The sequence below is a fragment of the Marinococcus tarijensis genome, assembly GCF_054971385.1.
This window is the reverse complement of the sequence record NZ_JBQOJA010000001.1, coordinates 47,902-68,493: the sequence shown is the minus strand read 5'-3', so window position 1 is coordinate 68,493 and position 20,592 is coordinate 47,902. Positions and strand designations below refer to the sequence as shown.

At 47.0% G+C, this 20,592-nt stretch carries 21 protein-coding genes and 1 pseudogene; 9 read left to right on the top strand and 13 right to left on the bottom strand.

All coding sequences use genetic code 11. The features are described from left to right. Nucleotides 1-12 precede the first annotated feature (12 nt). Entirely contained in the window at nucleotides 13-1,893 is a 1,881-nt protein-coding gene (locus ACTTK7_RS00375) for a cation:proton antiporter (RefSeq protein ID WP_462864919.1), read from the top strand. 94 nt (nucleotides 1,894-1,987) lie between these two features. Here ACTTK7_RS00375 and ACTTK7_RS00370 read toward each other — a convergent pair whose 3' ends face one another. Further along, nucleotides 1,988-2,989, bottom strand: coding sequence for an NADP-dependent oxidoreductase (locus ACTTK7_RS00370; protein WP_462864918.1), 1,002 nt, complete (start codon nucleotides 2,987-2,989; stop codon nucleotides 1,988-1,990). A gap of 21 nt (nucleotides 2,990-3,010) precedes the next feature. After that, entirely contained in the window at nucleotides 3,011-3,526 is a 516-nt protein-coding gene (locus ACTTK7_RS00365) for a cupin domain-containing protein (protein WP_462864916.1), read from the bottom strand. A gap of 164 nt (nucleotides 3,527-3,690) precedes the next feature. On the opposite strand from ACTTK7_RS00365, the gene ACTTK7_RS00360 reads away from it, so the two are divergent. The 3 genes from ACTTK7_RS00360 (at nucleotide 3,691) to ACTTK7_RS00350 (ending at nucleotide 5,483) form a co-directional block, all read left to right on the top strand. Further along, nucleotides 3,691-4,011, top strand: a complete 321-nt coding sequence (locus tag ACTTK7_RS00360) for a DUF2325 domain-containing protein (protein ID WP_091616031.1) — start codon at nucleotides 3,691-3,693, stop codon at nucleotides 4,009-4,011. Nucleotides 4,012-4,029: 18 nt separating this feature from the next. Further along, nucleotides 4,030-4,482 (top strand): hypothetical protein, encoded by a 453-nt coding sequence (locus ACTTK7_RS00355; protein WP_462864913.1) that lies wholly within the window; start codon nucleotides 4,030-4,032, stop codon nucleotides 4,480-4,482. Nucleotides 4,483-4,583: 101 nt separating this feature from the next. Further along, nucleotides 4,584-5,483, top strand: coding sequence for a diacylglycerol/lipid kinase family protein (locus ACTTK7_RS00350; protein ID WP_462864912.1), 900 nt, complete (start codon nucleotides 4,584-4,586; stop codon nucleotides 5,481-5,483). Nucleotides 5,484-5,511: 28 nt separating this feature from the next. Here the strand turns inward: ACTTK7_RS00350 and ACTTK7_RS00345 are convergent, their stop codons facing one another. Further along, nucleotides 5,512-6,630 carry an oxidoreductase gene (locus ACTTK7_RS00345; protein ID WP_462864910.1) on the bottom strand — a complete coding sequence of 373 codons (1,119 nt, stop codon included), beginning with the start codon at nucleotides 6,628-6,630 and terminating at the stop codon, nucleotides 5,512-5,514. A gap of 93 nt (nucleotides 6,631-6,723) precedes the next feature. Here ACTTK7_RS00345 and ACTTK7_RS00340 point away from each other — a divergent pair. Then, nucleotides 6,724-6,906 (top strand): annotated as a pseudogene (locus ACTTK7_RS00340) (NlpC/P60 family protein); the annotation flags it as partial. 37 nt (nucleotides 6,907-6,943) lie between these two features. On the opposite strand, the gene ACTTK7_RS00335 reads toward ACTTK7_RS00340, so the two are convergent. Beyond that, nucleotides 6,944-7,126, bottom strand: a complete 183-nt coding sequence (locus tag ACTTK7_RS00335) for an SE1832 family protein (RefSeq protein ID WP_322526008.1) — start codon at nucleotides 7,124-7,126, stop codon at nucleotides 6,944-6,946. A gap of 145 nt (nucleotides 7,127-7,271) precedes the next feature. Here ACTTK7_RS00335 and ACTTK7_RS00330 point away from each other — a divergent pair, with 145 nt between their 5' ends. Further along, complete coding sequence (locus tag ACTTK7_RS00330; RefSeq protein ID WP_462864908.1) at nucleotides 7,272-8,096, top strand: ABC transporter ATP-binding protein; 825 nt, start codon at nucleotides 7,272-7,274, stop codon at nucleotides 8,094-8,096. Nucleotides 8,097-8,154: 58 nt separating this feature from the next. On the opposite strand, the gene ACTTK7_RS00325 is transcribed toward ACTTK7_RS00330, so the two are convergent. From ACTTK7_RS00325 to ACTTK7_RS00315, 3 genes are all read right to left on the bottom strand, one after another. Next, nucleotides 8,155-10,182, bottom strand: coding sequence for an iron ABC transporter permease (locus ACTTK7_RS00325; protein WP_462864907.1), 2,028 nt, complete (start codon nucleotides 10,180-10,182; stop codon nucleotides 8,155-8,157). 2 nt (nucleotides 10,183-10,184) lie between these two features. Next, nucleotides 10,185-11,207, bottom strand: a complete 1,023-nt coding sequence (locus tag ACTTK7_RS00320; RefSeq protein WP_462864906.1) for an ABC transporter substrate-binding protein — start codon at nucleotides 11,205-11,207, stop codon at nucleotides 10,185-10,187. A 103-nt stretch (nucleotides 11,208-11,310) separates the two neighbouring features. Then, a complete protein-coding gene (locus tag ACTTK7_RS00315) occupies nucleotides 11,311-11,670 on the bottom strand; it encodes a DUF1499 domain-containing protein (protein ID WP_462864905.1) in 360 nt (119 codons plus the stop codon). A 157-nt stretch (nucleotides 11,671-11,827) separates the two neighbouring features. Between ACTTK7_RS00315 and ACTTK7_RS00310 the strand changes: the two genes are divergently transcribed. Together ACTTK7_RS00310 and ACTTK7_RS00305 are read left to right on the top strand one after the other, a co-directional pair. Further along, nucleotides 11,828-12,499, top strand: coding sequence for an MBL fold metallo-hydrolase (locus ACTTK7_RS00310; RefSeq protein ID WP_462864903.1), 672 nt, complete (start codon nucleotides 11,828-11,830; stop codon nucleotides 12,497-12,499). Nucleotides 12,500-12,510: 11 nt separating this feature from the next. Next, complete coding sequence (locus ACTTK7_RS00305) at nucleotides 12,511-12,927, top strand: nucleoside deaminase (protein ID WP_462864901.1); 417 nt, start codon at nucleotides 12,511-12,513, stop codon at nucleotides 12,925-12,927. Nucleotides 12,928-12,937: 10 nt separating this feature from the next. Here the strand turns inward: ACTTK7_RS00305 and ACTTK7_RS00300 are convergent, their stop codons facing one another. The 3 genes from ACTTK7_RS00300 to ytvI all read right to left on the bottom strand — a co-directional run bounded on the left by ACTTK7_RS00300 (nucleotide 12,938) and on the right by ytvI (nucleotide 16,144). Further along, a complete protein-coding gene (locus tag ACTTK7_RS00300; RefSeq protein ID WP_462864900.1) occupies nucleotides 12,938-13,366 on the bottom strand; it encodes a hypothetical protein in 429 nt (142 codons plus the stop codon). A 37-nt stretch (nucleotides 13,367-13,403) separates the two neighbouring features. Continuing rightward, on the bottom strand, nucleotides 13,404-14,891 hold the full coding sequence (locus ACTTK7_RS00295) for an aldehyde dehydrogenase family protein (protein WP_462864899.1): 1,488 nt from the start codon (nucleotides 14,889-14,891) through the stop codon (nucleotides 13,404-13,406). Between the two features lie 140 nt (nucleotides 14,892-15,031). Further along, a complete protein-coding gene (gene ytvI, locus ACTTK7_RS00290) occupies nucleotides 15,032-16,144 on the bottom strand; it encodes a sporulation integral membrane protein YtvI (protein WP_462864898.1) in 1,113 nt (370 codons plus the stop codon). 206 nt (nucleotides 16,145-16,350) lie between these two features. On the opposite strand from ytvI, the gene ACTTK7_RS00285 reads away from it, so the two are divergent. Further along, on the top strand, nucleotides 16,351-17,118 hold the full coding sequence (locus ACTTK7_RS00285) for a 3-hydroxyacyl-CoA dehydrogenase (protein ID WP_462864896.1): 768 nt from the start codon (nucleotides 16,351-16,353) through the stop codon (nucleotides 17,116-17,118). A 66-nt stretch (nucleotides 17,119-17,184) separates the two neighbouring features. On the opposite strand, the gene ACTTK7_RS00280 is transcribed toward ACTTK7_RS00285, so the two are convergent. From ACTTK7_RS00280 to treC, 3 genes are all read right to left on the bottom strand, one after another. Continuing rightward, a complete protein-coding gene (locus ACTTK7_RS00280) occupies nucleotides 17,185-18,087 on the bottom strand; it encodes a PD-(D/E)XK nuclease family protein (RefSeq protein WP_462865158.1) in 903 nt (300 codons plus the stop codon). Between the two features lie 86 nt (nucleotides 18,088-18,173). Then, nucleotides 18,174-18,893 (bottom strand): trehalose operon repressor, encoded by a 720-nt coding sequence (gene treR, locus ACTTK7_RS00275; protein WP_462864895.1) that lies wholly within the window; start codon nucleotides 18,891-18,893, stop codon nucleotides 18,174-18,176. A gap of 21 nt (nucleotides 18,894-18,914) precedes the next feature. Beyond that, the gene (gene treC, locus ACTTK7_RS00270) at nucleotides 18,915-20,579 is read right to left on the bottom strand and encodes an alpha,alpha-phosphotrehalase (protein ID WP_462864893.1); all 1,665 of its coding nucleotides are present in this window, start codon (nucleotides 20,577-20,579) and stop codon (nucleotides 18,915-18,917) included. Between the last annotated feature and the right edge of the window lie 13 nt (nucleotides 20,580-20,592).

Below are 20,592 nucleotides of genomic sequence, written 5' to 3'. Positions count from 1 at the left end.
AGGGAAAATAGTATGCTGGACTCTCTATTGTTTCAACTAATGCTGATCGGTGCCGTCGGAATAGGCTCCCAGTGGCTTGCCTGGTTCTCCAGGCTGCCGGCCATAGTCGTTATGTCTGTTGCCGGGCTTTTGATCGGGCCGATATTTGGCCTGATTAATCCTTCCGAAGCATTTGGCGATCTATATGGTCCCATCGTATCGATTGCCGTAGCCATAATTTTATTTGAAGGAAGCCTGAATCTTGATTTCAGGGGGCTTAAGGGGCTTCAAAAGCCTGTGTATCGCATCATTACAATAGGAGCTTTTCTGGCCTGGATACTTGGTTCATTAACAGCCCACTTTGTGGCTGGGCTATCATGGGAAGTATCCTTTATTATCGGTGGCCTGCTGATCGTTACGGGCCCTACTGTCATTCTGCCGCTTCTCCGGCAGGCCAAGCTGAAGCCGAGGCCGGCGCGGATACTTAAATGGGAAGGGATTGTCGTTGACCCGTTTGGTGCTCTCCTGGCAGTATTTGCGTTTGAAATTATCCGCACTTTTACCTCCGAAGAGTCCACCTTTGTCTCGCTCGTCAATTTCTTTATGGCCTCGTTGTTTGCTGTTTTTCTGGGGATTCTATTCGGCAGAATTATCGGATGGACCTTTGAACGTGGACATGTGCCGGAGTTTCTGAAGTCGCCGGTCGTTCTGTCGATGGTGATTGCAAGCTTTGTCATTTCGGACGTGGTCATGCATGAAACGGGGCTGTTGGCTGTCACTGCGATGGGGATGACGCTTGCAAATCTTCATATCAGCTCCATTAGCGATATGCAGCACTTTAAAGAAAATATTTCTGTACTGCTGATTTCCGGTATATTTATTATGCTGACAGCATCACTCGACCGGGCTACGCTGATGCAGATTTTCGATCCGCAAATTATTGCATACGTTCTTTTGATGCTGTTTTTAGTTCGCCCGCTTTCGATCTGGCTGTCGACCATGGGGACCGATTTAACATTCGGGGAAAAAGCCCTTATCGGCTGGATCGCTCCCCGGGGGATTGTGGCTTTGACGGTAGCAGGGTATTTTGCGAATGTCCTTGAAGAATACAATTACGCTGGGGCTTCCATCATTACTCCGCTTACATTTGCCCTCGTGTTTGCGACTGTATGCTTCCACGGGTTTACAATTGGGCCGCTTGCAAGAAAGTTAAATCTTTCAAAAGAGGGACTTCCGGGAGTTCTGTTTGTGGGAGGAAGCTCCTTCACTACAAGCCTTGCCCAAAAGCTCAAGGAAATGAATGTGCCGGTACTGATTGCCGACTCCTCGTTTGAACATTTGTTCAACGCCCGTAAAGCCGGAATTGCTTACTACCGGGGAGAAATTCTCTCCGAGCAGTCAGAGTATTCCCTGGACATGACTCCCTATAATAAGATTATCGCGGCCACTGACCGGGATTCGTATAATTCGCTCGTGTGCACCACCTTTGTCCCGGAATTCGGAAGGAAGGATCTGTTTCAGCTCAGCTGGCATCAATCAGACCGGAATGAACCCGATGAGCTGATGAGAAAGGTCGGAGGCCGTGTCCTGTTCGAAAAAGGCGCGACGTTTGAAGAGCTGAACTGGAAAGTAGATGCAGGCTACGTATTTAAATTAACGTCTTTAACAAAAGAATACCCGTACAATTCATATTTAAATGACCGGGCGGAGGATGTAGTGCTGATCGGCATCCAAAAACCGACCGGACGCCTGGAATTCTTTGCTCTTGATAATGCAATAAAGCCTGAGGCAGGAGACAAAATTCTCAGCCTGAGTCCTCCAAGCAACCATGAAGTAAAAAAGAAAGAGGAGCTGAAGGAACAGTCGAGAGGAAAACAGACTGTTCGGAAGCCTTCAGGTCCGTCCTTAAATTAATGAAAATACAAAAAAAGCCGCCTGTCCATAAATTGGATAGGCGGCTTTTTTGTAATGTCCCTCCGGCGGTGCGTGAAAGCAGCGGAGTTTTGGTTTATTGGGACACATCCACGAGCAGCTTGCCCGTGTTCCGGCCGGTGAACAAGCCGATAAATGCTTCCGGAATACGATCAAATCCGGTGAGAATTGTTTCTTCATACTGCAGGTCCCCGGAAGCTACCCAGGCTGCAAGCTGTTTGGTGGCTTCTTCAAATTCATCAGCGTAATCGCCTACAATGAAGCCCTTCATCAATGCGCTTGATTTAATGAGCTTGAATTGGACTCTCGGCCCGTAATTGTCCGGATCATTATACGTAGAGATCGCTCCGCACTGAACCACACGGGCAAATTTATTTAAATGATCGAGCACAATATCGCTCATTTCGCCCCCAACGTTATCGAAGTATACGTCTACTTTGTCGGGACACGTCCGTTTAATGGCTTTTGTTAAATCCTCTGTTTTGTAATTAATCACTTCATCAAAGCCAATGCTTTTCATATAATCCAGTTTTTCATCAGTACCGGCAATGCCGACCACCCGGGCGCCCTGCATTTTGGCAATCTGGCCGGCAAGTGAACCAACAGCGCCGGCGCCGCCGGAAATGACGAGCGTTTCTCCCTGCTTGGGCTGACCGATGCTGAGCGTTCCGAAATAGGCAGTGAGTCCGGGCATGCCGACAGCGTTTAAATACGCAGAAACCGGAGCCGCTTCCGCCTGGACCTTCCGTACATCTGAAGCACTCACGTTAACGTATTGCTGCCACGGCAGGTTGCCGGTCACGTAGTCACCTTTGTTTAAAGAATCGTCACGGCTTTCAACCACCTTCGCAATGGCGCCGCCGGCAATTGGTTTGTGAAGCGGAAAAGGAGGGACGTATGATTCGCGGTCGTCCATTCTTCCTCTCATATAAGGATCCACAGAAATGTAAATCATTTGAAGAAGTACTTCTCCTTCAGCCGGAGCACCTATTTCTATATGCTTAAATGCAAATGTGTTTTTGTCAGGGAGGCCTTTTGGTCTTTCGTGCAGGAGTATTTGTCTCGTTTTCGTCGCCATTTTATACTAGCTTCCTTTCGTTTATGAAAAGTTTTTCCAATAAGTAAATAGTGGTCCGTCTAACCCGAAAACGGGATCGGAATCGGGTAGAGGAACGCGGTAAATATTATTAATTTTTTCCGGGCGCTCGGAAGGGTCACCGGTACACATATCATAATCCGAGCCGCCTGGATAAGCACCAATAACTGCAAAGTCCTCACTCTGCTCAATGAGCTTATGGCCGTATCCAGCGGGAAGAATCAATATGTCGCCGTTTTTTACATTAAGCTGCCGTCCCTGTTCGCCACCTATGTGCAAAAGGGCGGAACCACTTACGCAGCCAAGCACCTCATGCGAATTACTGTGATAATGATGGTATTTAAATACACTTCCTTTCCATGCTCCCAGCCAGTTATTTTTATTAAAAAGTTCTTTAACATCCTCAGAGCCGGTAACAGTCTGTTTATAAACGAGCACAGGAAAACTCGGATGATTAGGTATTGTACCGTCATCTTCCACGGTAAATGTTTCTATATGAACTTCTTCGCGGCTTTTCATGCAAGTACCTCCTTTTTGACTGACTGGGGGCATACTCTCTCAAGTATATTCCACATAAAGGCAGAATAAAAACTTCGGACTCAGGAATAAACATTGACATTGAGAATCGTTTTCAATAAACTATACATAATAAATGAGAATTATTTTCAAATAGGAGGATAAGCATGGACGGATTGATGATCATTGGAGCAGACAGACTGGGGGCCATTCCCGACCGGTTAAAAGAATTAGGCTTTCAGGACATCAAGCATGTCAGCGGGCGCAAAGTAAAAATGGTGCAAAAGGAAATTCCGCCAAATATTGATCTGGTGCTTGTGCTTACTGATTTCATCAACCACAATGTTTCCGCCAAGTTAAAGGAGCGGGCCAAAAATCAAAATGTACCTATCTGTTATGCGAAAAGGTCCTGGTGTTCTATTTATAAAGCATTGAGTAACAGTGACGAAGTGTGTGCAAAGTGTCCGATGCTTCAAAAATGTGATTAATGAAGGAGTGGTACAGAGATGAAAAAACAGCATCATGCGAAAAGAATAGCGCCTGAAATTGATGATTTATTTATTTCTATTATTCAGAGTACAATGAAAGAATTAACTGGAGAAAAGATTGAGAGTCAGCTGGATGTAGTAAAGTGCGTAAAAAAACACTGGAAAAAAATCGGTATTTCCTCGCCGGAGCAGGAGTCGCAAAAAGTTGTGCTGTATGCAGCCCTGATGGATGAATGCCTGAGGGCTTACGGGAACATAAAAACCCTGCAGGGAGCACGGTTTATTTCTCTCGAAAAAGGAGGGGCCTGGCTTACCGGAAAAAACCCGAAGGAAGTGCATGTTTTGACATATACGGAAAGCGCAAGCATGAAATCGGTATGGAGACGCCAGCCCTGCCCGCCCGAAGCAGAGCGCATGTATTGGTCTAATTTATATACTGGCACCAGGAGAATGATTCTGCACTGCAAATAGCAAGCATCTCCCTTGTTTTTTTCTCTCTGGAAATGGGAATATACGGTTAGCGTCTTCTAAATATGAAGCCGTGTATTTGACAGGATAGGGGAGACGTTCATATGTATCAAAAAGCTTTACTTATTATTAACGGAAACAAAGACGTTAATGAAAAACAAAAGCAGTTAAATACATTTATCCAGGTATGGGGTACTTCCATTGTGGAGCTGGTTGTAAGGCAGACACAATCCAAAGACGATGTGCGTGAAACGTGCGCTTCGATAGATGAACAGGTAGAGGCGGTATTTATTGCCGGCGGCGATGGGACAATTCATGAAAGCATCAACGGATTGATGGAGTCACCATATGCTCCTGATGTAGGTGTACTCCCGTACGGCACCTGTAATGATTTCTCAAGATCTCTCGGTTTGGCACAGAATCCAAAACGGGCTATGACAGATATGCTTGAAAAAAATACGAAAGAAATCGATATAGGTTCCATGAACGAGCGTTTCTTTGCTAATTTTTACGGAATAGGCTTGATTGTGGAAACGTCGGAAAACATTGATGAAAACTTAAAAGGGGCTATCGGAAAGTTAAGCTATTTTATCAGCACCCTGCAAACTGTTCAGAATCCGGAAGTGTTTTCTTATCAAATGAAAATTGACGGAGAAAACTATACTGGGGAAGCGGTAATGATTCTGATCATGAATGGCCACTCCATCGGTACAAACCAGGTGCCGGTAGGAGACACCTCGATGCAGGATGAGCAGTTTGAAATCTTTATTATCCCGGAAGGCGGCAACAGCCTGATGAGAGAATTTTTTGCAACAATGGGGACTAAGGAAATTGACAATGAAAACAGTCCTATTGAGCACGTGCTTGGCAGAGATATTGAGCTGACTACAGATCCAGTAAAACAGGCAGACACCGACGGAGAGGTTTATACGGAAACACCTGTAAAAATTAAGTTAGGGGAGAAAAAAATACGATTTCTCGTTTCCGCAACCCCTGCACAATAGGAGAGGCCAATCCGGCCTCTCCCTGTTTTTATTCTTTGAAGATGTTTTGTTCAAGTTCTGCTTCCTTCACATTAGCAAGCGGCTGCATAATAAGAGAAGGATCGAAGCTGTTCATCGATTGACCGTGGAGAATACGGTGGGGAGCGTCGGGATTAGCCAGGGCAGTTCTGCCGAGAGAAACGAAATCAGCAGCACTTTCATTAATGGCATGGGAGGATTTTTCGGGATCTCCCAGATTTCCGTTGGCAACGACGGGCAGGCCACTGTATTCTTTAGCCGCCTGGGCCATGCTTAAGGTGTCATTTCCAAAGCCTTCGCCGAGGCCGTCGCCGTCCGTAGTATGAATATAATCGAGTGGCGTCTTTCCGAGCTCGGAGAATATGACTGTGGCGTCTGCTTCCCCTCCAGGCCAGCGGTAAGAGCCATCTGTAACTTTGGCCTGCGAAATACGGATGCCGAGAACAGGAACTGGACCGATAGCCTCGCGCACAGCTTCGATGACTTCAGTAAGAAAGCGTACGCGGTTTTCTACAGGACCGCCGTACTGGTCTGTACGTTTGTTAGTGGATTCAGAAAGAAACTGATCAAGCAGATAGCCATTCGCCCCATGAAGCTCTACACCGTCGAATCCTGCTTCTACGGCGCGGAGGGCTGCCTGTACAAACCCCTGCTTAGCAGCATCCATATCATTTTCGTCCATAGCTTTCGGAACGGGAAAAGCTCCCTGGCCGCCGTAGGAAGATACTTTTTCAGCGGGAGGCTGCACAGGGGAAGCGGAAGCTGTTTCGCTTGTGTACTGATTATACTGAGACTGGGCGCCGGCATGCATGAGTTGGGCAATCATTTTGCTTCCATGCTCTTTGACTGCTTGAGTAATCGGCTTCCATCCTTCCTGATGATGTGCATTGGCGAGTCCGGGCTGATTGGCGTATCCCTGGCTGTAGATCTCATCGGTGTAAATCCCCTCCGAAATAACAGCGGAAAAGCCGCCGAGAGCATAACGCTTATAGTACCTGCGCATACGGTCATTCGGCGTACCATCGTCATCTGCGCTAATCCGTGTCATCGGAGCGACAATCAGCTTGTTTTTAAAAATGTGGTTGCTTATATGCTGTTGGTTAAATAAAATATTTTCAACTTGTGACATACTACTCCTCCTAAATCTTCGTATCTTTACTCTAATATGTCTTCCCCTTTTTCAGCATTAGAAAACTGACTGAAAGCTTAAAAGCAAATGATAAATACAAATAAGAATTGCGTAATTTTCTTAAAAGAAGGATGCGTGCACCACGTCAGTATGTACATCGGTGATGGTGACATGATTCATTCACCGAATTCCCGGAGCGCAGTTGAAATCGTAAATCTGGAAGATTCCGGGTATGCAGATGAGTATGCGGGTGCGAGAAGATATTTAGAGAAATAATTCGCGATAAAAGAAAAGCGGGCCAGTCGCGGCCCGCTTATTTATTGTATTCCCTAATTTGTGTATTAATCTCATGCATTTCCTTTTCAAGAATGTCGAGCTCGCGCATAATGCCGTCTGTGTTGCCTCCGAAAGATTCTAGTTTTTCCAAATCCCCCTGTATGCGTACATAATCTGATTTTAACATGTCCAGCTTATGATCAAGCTCACGAAGAGTCATAGCAGAATCCGCCTCCATAATAAATTTGTACATCTGTTTGCTATTTTAACTCAAAATCGTTATAATTTTAAATGAAAATCATTATCAATTTTATAAACGGCCTGGAATAAGATTAAGATTGCAGAAAAGAAAGGGGCTTGCGACGGTGGCAAGACTTCAAGCAGAGCAAGTAGACGTTTCTTACGAAAATAAACAAGTCCTGAAAAATATCAGCGTTGACATACCCGAAGGAAAAATTACTTCTATTATCGGGCCAAACGGCTGTGGGAAATCCACGATCCTGAAATCCCTGTCCCGTATACTGACCCCTGAAGAAGGCGGCGTGTACTTAGACGGTAAATCCATTCATGAAATGAAAACAAAAGATGTAGCCAAAAACATGGCAATGCTTGCTCAGACTCCGGATATTCCGCTTACGTTGACAGTGGAACAGCTGGTGTCATTCGGCCGGCATCCACATCGCAAGCGTACCCGGAAATTAACTTCAGAGGACCACGAGGCTATTCAGGAGGCCATGAAAGACACGGGAGTTTTAGAATTTGCGGATCGCACGCTCGATTCCCTATCCGGGGGCCAGCGTCAGCGGGCCTGGATTGCAATGGCCCTTGCCCAGGATACGGACCTGCTGCTGCTCGATGAGCCGACTACTTACCTGGATATGGCCCATCAGCTTGAGGTTCTTGAACTGCTTCAAAAGCTGAATGAGAAAGAAAGCCGAACGATTGTAATGGTGCTTCATGATTTAAATCATGCTGCCCGCTTTTCTGATCATTTAATTGCCATGTGCAGCGGAGAAGTACAGTGTATTGGATGTCCGAATGACGTTATCTGTAAAAATGTGCTCCGGCAGGTATTTGGCATTGATGCTCACGTGGTAACCGATCCAAAGAGCGGCAAACCCCTGTGTATGACGTATGATTTAATCGAGCGCACCCCTGCTTCTGCCACGGACTTATCACAGACGAATTAAAAATAAGTGAAGCCAGGAACTCCTTTCACGGGTTCCTGGCTTTCTTTCTGTATGATCATTACGATTTAGAACTTCTGTGCATCAGCCATAAAAAGAATGGAGTGCCAATCACAGCAGCCACGAGCCCCGATGGGATTTCATCAGGGGCGAGTACGGTGCGTCCGATCGTATCGGAAAACACCAGAAGAGAGCCGCCGATAAACAGGGCTACAGGGAAAATGCGCATGTAATCCTGTCCAACAAGCATACGGGCTAAGTGAGGTGCCACAAGCCCGATAAAGCCTATTGTGCCAACGGCAGCTACTGCCATTGCGGCACAGAAGGTGGCAAGCAGCACAGCGGCCCAACGGGCAAAGGTTAAACGCTCTCCAAGAGCGATCGCTGTCTGGTCACCGAGCGCAAGCACATTTAAGGAAGGCGCTAAATACCAGGCAAGCGGTATACTTACGGCAAGCGGGAGCAGAAGAAACTGCTGAAGCTCTTCGTAGCCAGTTGCATACGTACTTCCGGACAGCCATGTTAAAGCAGCGGCAGCGTTTAAATTAAAACGGGTTATCATAATTTGTGACAGGGCACCGCCCACAGCTGACAGGGCAATCCCGAGAAGGGCCAGTACAGCGGGATGAAATTTAGTTTTCCAGGAGAAAAACAAAATCACACCTACCGCTGCGAAAGCCCCGGCAATAGCGCCAGCCGGAATAAAGGCAGTCGGAATATCCCTGAAAAGAAAAAGCACAAACAGTGCACCCGCGCCTGCTCCCGAAGTCACCCCGAGTACTGAAGGATCTGCGAGTGGGTTGCGCAGAATGCCCTGATACAGCATGCCGCTTAGTGCAAGCAGCATGCCAGCTGTAAGCGCCGTTAAAAGCCGTCCGAGCCTTAAGTCGAATATGATGAACCGCTGGCCGCTGCTTTCTTCTGTGAAGAGCGCCTGCCAGGTGTCCACAAAGCTGAAGCCCGTGGAGCCACTGGCTAATCCCGCATAAAAAACGAGAGCGGTAAATGTTACAGCACCTGCTAAAACGACAGGGTACTTCAGCTCCCGCCTTTTACGTCCGCCCCCGATAGCACTTTGCTGCTCTGTGCCGAAAAAAGAGCCCTGGTGCTTTAAAATGAGCCACACAAGAAACGGAGCGCCGACTATCGATGTAACAGCACCGACAGGAAGCTCGCTGAGGGAAGGGTCGACCGCTCTTCCAAGTACGTCGGCCCCGATGAGCAGCACGGCTCCCCAAAGCATAGAACCAAACAGAAGATTGGAATGGAGCTGATAGCCCATCAATCGTGTCAAATGAGGGGCCACGAGACCGATAAAGCCGATGGGTCCAACAACACTTACGACGATGGCAGTAAGGCCTACGGCAAGAAAAAACATCCATGCCTGCGTAGCCCGTACATTTTCTCCAAGTGTAGCCGCCTGGTTTTTACCGAGAAGCAGAATATCGAGGCGGGGAGCGTAAAAGAACACCAAAAACAAAAGTACAATCAGTACAGGAAACACAAAGCGGACCCCGCTCCAATCCTGCTGCACAAGAGTGCCGTTTCCCCACAAGAACAAGCCGGCTGTCTGCACTTCAAAAAATATTTGCAGAACAGCGGTAAATGACGAAAAAGCGATAGAAAGCACAAGCCCGGCCAATGCCATCCGGACCGGTGTAGCTTCAAGGCCGCCGGCCATCGTAAACACCATTAATGCTGCCAGACACCCGCCGGCAAATGCAGCAATAAATCCGCTTAGGCCCAGCCAGTCGGGCAGTATTGTAGCAAAAGCGACGATAAAGAAATAGGCCCCCGCATGGACGCCTAAGGTACTCGGCGCTGCCAGGGGATTTTTTGTGATAGTTTGAAAAATGACGCCGGAAGCAGCCAAAGCTATACCGGAAAGTATGCCGATAACGATCCTCGGCAGATACACAGTCCGGAAAATACTGCTTTCTGTAGAGTCGGTATTCTGAAGAAGGTCCCACCAGGAACGAACTGAAAAAGTACCGGTGCTCTGTACAAGATGCAGATATACAAGCAGCAAGAGAAGAGCTGCTCCGCTAGTATACAGCAGAACAGCTCTTGAAACGAAAGGCGAATTCATAATTACTCCTCATTTGTTAAAGCGTCTGCAACCTCTTCAGCGAATACTTCAGATGAAAGCGGGCCGCCATAAGGCCATGTAGAGCTCGGAAGACGGTGAACATCATCGTTTTCGACGAAAGAAAGGCTGTTCCATACTTCATTATTATTCAGCGTTTCTTCAATATTATCACGATCGCCTTCCGGTGTGGGGATATCTATAAACGTCTGGTCCTGATAATTTTCAAGTACATCGACGCTCGTTTCTGTATAGCCGTACTCTTCAAACTGCTTAGACTCATACGCATTGTCGACACCGATCTGTTCCATCGTCTGGGCGGCAAGGGAGTTGTCGGCAAACAGCCGGAAAGCTACATTTTCATTCGCCAGATAAGAAAGGGAAAGCAGTACTTCTTCATCATCCTGGCCGGCGTCTTCAATTTCCGTTGACAGATCGTCGTAGGTGCTGTCCAGATCATTTAACACCTGCTCTGCCTGGTCCTGCTCTCCAACAGCTGTGGCAATGCTCTCGAAAGTTGATTCCATCTCTTCGTACTGATTGCCTTCTCCTTCTGCAGGATATGGATTATACATCAGCGTCGGTGCAATTTCTTCAAGCTCTTCTTTGATATCTTCATGACGGTAGCCGGCAGTGATAATCAAATCGGGTTCAAGCTCGGCAATGCGCTCGAGGCTCGGCTCCTGTCTCGTCCCGACGTCCTGCACATCCTCGGAAGGAGCAGGCTCGATATCGGATAAATAATCGTTATAGCCATCCAGGTCAGCAATACCGGCAGGCTGCATGCCCAGAGCGAGCAGGTCTTCTGCATACACCCATTCAAGAGCGACTACATTTTCCGGTGTTTCATCGAGTGTTACTTCGTTGTCATATGCATCTGTTACCGTCACAGATTCGCTGTTTTCAGAAGATTCCTCATTGCTGCCGGAATCCTCCGAGCCGCCGCTGTCGTCTGAAGAACTGCATGCAGCAAGTGAAAGCGATAAAGCGGGTATCGTTAAAAATGTTAAAAAAGTTTTTTTATTCATATGTATATCCCCCCCTAATTGAAAAAGATTATCAATATCAACAAATCCGACTTTACTATAAAAGGGGGAGGAATTCAATAAAAACAAAAAATTTTCTTATTTACTATTCATTATTTTGGTCATAAAACCGGGCAGTAATTTCTTTCATTCTATTCTTATTTTTACCCATATCACCTTTACCGAGCCTTGAAGCCGAACGGAAATGGACGTGCCCATGATTTCCGAAATAAAAAACAACGTCATCCTTGAATTTAAGTACCGGTGTCGTAAACACAGCCGAAATATAGTTATCATCCTCATGAACAATTTCCGCATACTTCTGCTGCTGAATGATATGGCGAATAGTGCTTTTCGCTGTTTCCGGGCTGCCTGAGTACTGTATGGGCTCCATGTAATGACGTTTATCCTCAGGGGAGCTCATGGTGGAAACACAATTTGGACTGTTAGGGCACGGAGAGAGCATAAATAACATCCTTTCGCGGTAGAATTTTATATACAATATTGTGTACACTGTAAGCAGATGATTAGATTTAAATCAGCGTTATTCTCTTTCCCGAAAAAATAAAGCGTTAATCGGAAACAGGAAGGGAAGGGAAAAGGAAGAAAGGAGTGGATTGCAGATGGTGAAAGTAAGCCAGGTGAGTGAAAATATTATTAAGGTGCACATGAAAGTAGGAATTACCATCAGCGCCTGGGTCGTGAAGCATGAGAACGGATCAATCATTATCGATACGGGCATCCGGCCAATGGCGCCGAGAATTTTAAAAGAAGCAGCGCGTTTTGGGCGGGTGCAGATGATTTTACTAACCCACGGTCATCCGGATCATGTAGGCGGACTCGCTTATATTCAGGATAAAGTAAACGCACCTGTTTATATTCATGGGCTCGAAATTCCTTACATAACGGGGGAAAAACCTTATCCTAATCGTAAAAAACCGACGGATTATACAAAAGGATTTTCTGTAAAGCAGCTGCCGGGGGACAGCCGTGGCGTTTTTCATTCCATGATGGGAATTGATCCATATTTTACGCCGGGGCACTCGCCGGGTCATACCGCTTATTATCATAAGAAAGATGACGTGCTGATCACTGGCGACATGATTACTTCTAAAAACGGGCGTATAGGTCCTCCAATGAAACAGTTTACTGCTAATATGGACCGGGCGATGCGAAGCACGAAAACTATACAGAAGGTGGCTCCCAGAAAATTATCAATCTGTCACGGAGAGGATCTGGAGTATTCGCAGCATCTTTACAGCGCCTTCGTAAATGAATACCAGTCTAAAGTATAGGGGGCACGGTTATGTATAATGAGGCTTTGATGAAACGGGCGGTTCAGCTGGCGCAGAAGGTAAAAAAAGAAGGAGAAGGAGATCCTTTTGGGTGTGTCATTGTCCGGAACGGGAACATAGTGGCAGAGGAAGGGAACAAAACCTTTAAAACCTTCGATCCGACGACTCATGCTGAGCTCGAAGCAGTAAGGACCGCTTCACGGCTCTTAGAAACTACAGATTTAAGTGACTGCGAGCTGTATACGAGCGGGGAGCCATGCCCAATGTGTGAAGCTGCGATCAATTGGAGCGGCATTCCGGTAGTATACACGGCAAAAACAGCAAAGGAGGCCGAACAAGCCGGCCTCCTTCCAGTGCCCGAAACAACCTACAAGCTGCAGTATAAACCAATTCAGGATAAAACATTTGATCCATACCTTGAACAGTAGGCCGGGGCGGTTAAAGCAGAAAAAAACGAAAATAAATAAGTATGCCCAGGTAGATAATTAATAATAATGCAGACATGAGCAGAATAAACCACATGTATAAAAGTGGCACGTGATGTGACTGCTTTTTTATTGTGATTGCAGCGAGAGTTGTTGTTGTTCCGAGCGTAAGCAGAATCAGCACCACCAGCCAGGTGGCAATGGACGGCCACGGGAGAAAATAAACAAAGGGCATAAGCATCAGCAGTACGCACATTGTATAAAACGCATAAAGCGATGTTTTATACAGGCGTGTGTCCTTTTGACGCTCTTTGTGCTGGCGCCGCCGGTCCAGTCTGCTGTTTGAATTTGCCCCGTTCGCCGAAGCAGGCTGCAGTGTCTGCTTAACACGGGCCCATAGCTTTTTCGGAGTGAATGCTTTCCATTTTGATGAGCTTCCCATATTTCATGCTCCTAAAGGCAGACGGAAAACATCAGCATTACGGCCGGCGTGCGAGGCCCATAAACGTTTGCAAAAATGATTTCCAGTTACGGTTTCTGCCATAGTAATAGTCGATGATCTGTGAAAGTGATTCGAACTTTCCTTCATAAGGATACCATAAAATTTCGCTGTTCATACTCCCTCTTGCGCTCATAACGGATGTTTCAATACTGAATGAACGCATGCCTGAGGTAGAGTGGTAGGAACCAATGCCGCTCTGTTTTGTGCCTCCATAAGGAAGGTAGTGATTGGCAGCGTGAGATATTACATCATTGATCATGAAGTTGCCCGTGCGGACCTTTGCAGTAAAGCTTGCCGCAAGCTCCTGATCAGCAGTGAAAATGGAGCCGCTCAGGCCGTAAATTGTATCGTTGAACAGCTCGAGTGCCTCGTCTATCGTAGAATAGGTCCGTACAGAAAATACAGGGCCGAAAGTTTCTTCCTTCCATACCCGCATTTCTCCAGTTACTCCAGTTAAAACAACCGGTTCGATTGCCAGGGTTTGGTCGTCCCACTGTTTTGGAGGCTTCCCGGCTATTTGTTCGGCACCCTGGTCAAGTGCTTCCTGAACCTGGCTGTAGACAATATCCCACTGTTTTTTTGTCGTCATCCGGCCGATTTCATACTCTTTTTCCCCGTTCCGGCGCAGACCGGCAATGGTGCTGCGTACACTGTTCAAAAATTCCTCCTGAACCTTTTCATGCACAATCACCCGCTCGACAGATAGACAGACCTGACCGCTGTTCATGAAGGCACCCCAGGAAGCAGCATTCGCTGCCCGTTCCACGTTTGCATCCTCATGAACGACCATAGCATCTTTGCCCCCGAGTTCGAGGGTAGTGGGGATCAAATGCTCGGCGGCTTGCTTCTGGATAATCTTTCCTGTTTCGACCGAACCCGTAAAATGAATATAGTCCGGCTGCTGCTCAATCATTAAGCGTCCGGTCTCAGCTCCGCCGTGAAGAACCTGAAAAACTCCCTCAGGAAAAAGACCCGAGATTTTTTCCAGAAGAAGACTCGCGAGCGGCGTTTCTGCGGAAGGCTTTAAAAGCACGCAGTTTCCTGCGGTCAGCGCTTCAACAACAGGGATAAGAGAAAGCTGAAAAGGAAAGTTCCATGGAGAAATAATAGCAATTTTCCCGCGGGGCTTCCGGATAATCGATGAATTTTTACCCATGAAAATCATCGGGGTTCTGACCCGCTCCCGGTTGAAAAGGCCGGGAGCTTCTTTTTCAATGTGACGCAGTGCTTCAAGAACAGGAATAACTTCAGATCCCAGCGCTTCAATAGGTGGTTTTCCTGTAGCGGAGGAGATAATGTCGGCAATCTCCTCGCGAAGCTCGCTGATAGTAAAACGAAGCAGCTGTATGTAGCTCAGCCGTTTCTCTATGGGCAGAGAAGCCCAGGGAGTGAAAACATCATCGGCCTTTTGCCAGGCGGCCAGTATTTCTTCTTCATTAGATGAATGAACGGTTGTTGAATCCAATGTTGACACCCTTTCTAAAATCATAATAATAAGTATAGTACCCAGTTCCCTAATTGGAAGTAATCATAACAGAAGTTACGGAAAAGAAACCGCGGCCGTTCCAGAAGGTGCCAGGCGTCTTTTCCGTGGTGAAGGATACTTTATTTATCAAATCCGTACCGGATAAAGCGGGAGATATCCTTCGCAACACCGATATCCCAAAGAATAATAAATAGAACCAAGATGGCGGGCCCTGCCAGCAGACCGACGGCTCCAAACATCTGCAGGCCGGCAAACAGGGAAATAAGCACGGCGAGCGGGTTCAGATTCATGCTCGAAGAGAGCACCTTTGGCTCGATAATCTGCCGGACAATCATTGTAATGGTGTAAAGGATCAATAGGCCTAGCCCGAGACCGAAGTTGCCCGTCAGAATCAGATACACTCCCCACGGAATTAAAATAGTTCCGGTGCCCAAATAAGGAAGAAATTCAGCGACCCCAACGACGGCCGCAAGCCAGTAAGCTCCTTCGATTCTCATGATAAGAAGGCCGATTAGCACAATAATGCCTGTCACAAGCATAAGAATCAGCTGCGCCCGGATGTATCCGAACACTCTCGCCCACATGGCCTGGTAAAAAGCTCTCAACCGCTCAATAACAAAGGGAGGCAGGGCCAATTTTATTTTTCCGGCGTAGCGGTGCCAGTCTTTTCCGATAAAATAAATAGCTAATACAATAAATAACAGAACGATTAAAAGCGTAGGAATACCTAAAATTAATTGGGTCAAAGCATCGGCAGTAGTTTGGGCGACCGAGCCAAGGCCAGAGCCGAGCTGGCTCCCAAGCTGAGCTATCCCCTGATCTACAGAAGACTGGCCGCCAATGCCGGAAGCGGCTCCGGTGGCTCTTTCCCAAAAGGGAAGGATGTTTTCATTGTAAAAATTCTGCATCTGCTGAAAGGTGCTCTCCATCCACGCGGGCCCCTTCTCAGCGATCACATTGAATATTTCAATTGAAAGAAAGATCAGGCCAGTAATAATGCCTCCAGCGATGCTTAAAGTAAGAAGGAGGCCGACAAGGGCAGCTATCCCATTTGGCAGGCGCAGTTTATAATGAAGCCATCTCGTAAGCGGCATAAGCATCCACGCGAAAAAAGCAGCAATCCAGAACGGATACGTATAGGAAAAAATCTTGCCAATCGCCCATGCGAGGGCGAAAGCGGCTATTATAACGATGACAAACCTTAAAATCATCCAGCCGGTCGTTTGTTTCATGGTCCATTCCATTCCTTTCCTTTGGCGGACATCCTATCCATCTTTTCTTATTATAACCTTCCCACTGTAAAAAGGAATCTACACGTTTTTTAATATTCCCGAAAAGAGGGGGATATATACTTTTGATGAATGGTTCTTTAGGGTAATTATAAGTTAGAATGACAGTAGTGGCTTATACTATAGGAACAGACAGGGGAGGAAGCAGTATGGATATTAACGGAAAGGTTTTTTTACTGCCGGGCGGTGCATCCGGACTTGGCGGCGCTACGGCGAATATGCTTGTAGAAAACGGCGCGAAGGTGGTTATCGCTGATTTTGAGGTGAGACCCGGAAGAAAAAGAGCAAAAGAGCTTGGGGAGAGCGCCATTTTTATTGAAATGGACGTCACTTCAGATGGAAAAGGAAAAGCAACTATTGATGAAACAATAGAAACGTTCGGACGTATTGACGGAGTAGTCAACTGCGCAGCTCTCGGACTTGCAGAGAAGATTTTGAATAAAAAGGATTCGCATTCCCTGGAGCATTTTAATCGTGTTATTCAGACGAATCTTGTTGGGACATTTAACATGCTCCGGCTCGGTGCAGATGCGATGAGACATAATGAACCAAACGAACAGGGAGAAAGAGGCATTATTATTAATACATCTTCGATCGCTGCCTATGAAGGCCAGGTTGGACAGGCTGCCTACAGCGCCTCTAAAGGAGGCATCTGGAGCCTTACAGCGCCGGCGGCCAGAGAGCTCTCAGACTTTGGCATACGCGTTATGGCGATAGCTCCGGGTTTATTCGAAACTCCTTTTTATATGTCCTTTCCGGAAAGAGCACGGCAGACGCTGGGACAGAATGTTCCTTTTCCGAGAAGGCTTGGATTTCCAAATGAGTATGCCTCGCTTGTGAAAGAAATTATCCACAACACGATGTTAAACGGGGAAACTATCCGTTTGGACGGGGCACTCCGTATGCCTCCGAAATAAAAAAGTACCAGAGTCTGTAATCCGGACTCTGGTACTTTTCATTTTTGGCACCAGCGTGCTGCCTGTTTACTGCTGCGGGAAGCACAGCTCATAAAAGTTGCACCGCTTACAGGCAAAGGTGTTGGTCGTTTTTTTGAAATATTCGAGTGGAAGAGGCTTGTTGGCCTCTTTGTCTTCAAGGAAGCCGGCCATGCGTTCCACGCTCTGGACGAGCAGCTCTCTCACTTCCTGAAGAGTGGAATGGTCGAGCTTGTGTTCGACATTCGTCCCTTCGAGCAGATATTCATTTCGCACGACGATATCCTCGAGCGCTGTTTCCGGGTAGTAGTCAAGGACGTACTGCGCATACAAGGCCAGCTGGTATGGATCTTCTTCTGTCTGCAGACCGGTTTTCCAATCCACGATTACCCATTTATTGTTTTCTTCATCTTTATAAAGAAAATCGAGCACGGCAAATACTTTTGTATTTTCAAGATTCATTGTGCGGAGCTCTTCCGATTCGAGGTAGTAGGTCGGCCGGTCAGAAGTAAGCTCGAGTACAGTGTCGCAGGTTAAAATGTGCTCTACTACAGCTTCAAGCCGGTCCTGGATTTTTTTAATTTTTTCCGCGGGCAGCTTTTTCTCTTCTCCGTAGTAAATTTCATGAAGCATCGTTGTATGTTTCGGTTTTTTACGCCACTGTTCCACGTTTTGGGTGGAATCGATAAATCCTGCATTCAGGCGGGTGCGGATCGTTTCTTTCAAAGTGTCTTTTGTCGGGAGGTGGCCATCAGTTAAATATTTTTTCAGCGTTTCTTCCACCAAATCATGCACAATAGACCCAAACAGCATTTCGAGATTAGTTAAGTTTTTCAACCGGTAGACGTGACGCGGAAAAGGATCTGCATTCCGCAGCCAGCCGTTGTGTGAGGAATAATACTGGTGGGCGTACTGCCGTTCGCATTGAAGCAGCGTTTTATGTCTCGACAGCGACCAGGAAAACTCCGGATAGTCCCGTATAGTAAACAGGAGAAATCACTCCTTTGATTTGTCTTTACCTTGCTCCTGATACCATTTTAACGGTGACGGCGGGCAAAGTCGATAAAACGGAACTTATCCGAACGGTGTCTGGACTCGGTGTATTGAAATAATTCTGCATTATCGAGATACACATAGTTTCGGACTACCGCAATACTTGAATCCGGGTAAAGGTCAAGAAGCTGCTTATCCTCTTCCGTCGGCTTTTCAATAGTAATTTCCTTACGCGCAAAGCTGATTACAAGCTTCAGTTTATTCTCCACGTAGTCATAAATAGAATCAGCACAAATGTCTTCGGTAAGGCCGGGGACCCAGCGCTCAAGCAGGTAGTCAATGTCGAGCACAATGTTTTCACCATCCATCTTTCGCTGGCGTTTTACTTCCCAGACCCGCTCCGTGTCCTGAACCTCGAGCGCATGCTGAAGTGCCGGAGGTACAGTAGAGAGGGTTAAGGAATGCACATGGGTTTTACTGTTGCTGCCGGTCTGTTCCGTCAGCTCCTTAAAGCTGACGAGCCCGGAAACCGGGAAATCGAACCTGCCAGTTTCAAGCACGACGGAGCCCTTGCCCTGAATTTTTTGAATATATCCGTGCTCGGAGAGAAGATTCAATGCTTTTCGGATCGTCTCCCGTGACGTGTCATACATAGAAGTAAGCTCATGCTCGGAAGGAAGCAGGGCATGAGGCTGAAACTGCTCATTGCGGATGCCTCGTGCTATTTCTTCATAGATGTCTAGATATTTTCTTTTTGTACTCATGCTCGTTACACCCCAGGACGGCTATTTTTGATAATGCAGAACGATTGTTTCATACGGCTGCAGGCTGTCGGCTTCCAGGGAAAAGCCATCCCGTTTGTAGTTGGTTACAAAGACAGTGCCTGCCGTTTCTTTTCGGGGAAGATTCAGACTGCCTGCCTGAATAGTATCAGACGAGAAATTACTTATAACTAGTAAGGCTTCATCTTCGTCCTCGCGTGTGTAAGCGAAAAGAGAAGGGTGCTCCGGGAGGTAAAGCTGATAATCCCCTGTTGTCAGGATTTTATAATCCTTGCGGAGCTGAATTAATTTTTTGTAAAAATGATACACAGATTCCGGATCGTTTACCGCTTCTTTGGCATTAATGGACGTATAATTTTCCGGTACCGGCAGCCACGGCTCGGCTTCACTGAAACCGGCATTTTTCGAGTCGTCCCACTGCATCGGTGTACGTGCGTTGTCACGGGAGCGGGCCTGAATGACAGCGAACGCCTCCTGGGGGCTTTTTCCCTGTTTTTGCATAATATCGTAATAGTTGATGGTTTCCACATCACGGTAATCGTTAATGGAGCTGTAGGAAGGGTCCGTCATCCCAAGCTCCTCGCCCTGATAGACGTAAGGAGTGCCGCGCATACAGTGCATGGTTGCTGCGAGCATCTTTGCCGATTCTACGCGGTACTTGCCGTCGTCGGCGTATCTGCTTACAATGCGGGGCTGGTCATGATTGCACCAGAACAGTGCGTTCCAGCCGCCGCCTTCATACATACCGCTCTGCCATTCCGATAATGTTTCTTTTAGCTGCACAAAATCGAATTCAGGCAGGGTCCATTTTTCTCCCCCGGGATAATCCGCTTTTAAATGATGGAAATTAAAGGTCATGCTCAGCTCTTCCCGGTCCGGGCGGGTGTATTTGATGCAGTGGTCGATCGTCGTGGAGGACATCTCTCCGACTGTCATAGCTCCGTGCGGGGCAAATACGTTCTGATTCATTTCATGCATCCACTCGTGCACTCTCGGCCCGTCCGTGTAAAACCGGCGGCCATCGCCAACATCGTCATTTGGAAACCGCTGATCCTTCGAAATTAAATTGATGACATCGAGCCGGAATCCATCAATACCTTTATCGAACCAGTAATGCATCATGTCATACAACTGGCGGCGCAGTTCTTCATTTTCCCAGTTCAAATCGGCCTGACTGACGTCAAACAGATGCAGATAGTACTGGTTTGTCGGCTCATGCCACTGCCATGCAGAGCCGCCAAATTTAGACACCCAGTTGTTTGGTACGTCCCCTTCTACAGGATCCTTCCAAATGTAATAGTCGCGGTAAGAGCTCGCGGCATCTGACGAAGCAGCCTGGAACCAGGCATGGTCTGTGGAGGTATGGTTAATAACAATATCCATAATGATTTTCATGTCCCTTGCATGAGCCTCAGTCAACAGACGTTCGAAGTCCTCCATCGTCCCATATACATCGTAAATATTATAATAATCGCTTATATCGTACCCATTATCCTTTTGAGGAGAAGGGTACACCGGATTGAGCCATAAAACATCGATTCCGAGATTCTGCAGATAATCAAGTTTTTCGATAATACCGGGAAGATCGCCGACCCCGTTGCCGGTCGTATCGTTAAAGCTTTTCGGGTAAATCTGGTAAATAACTGCGCGTTTCCACCACGGTTCCATTCTGCTCATCCTT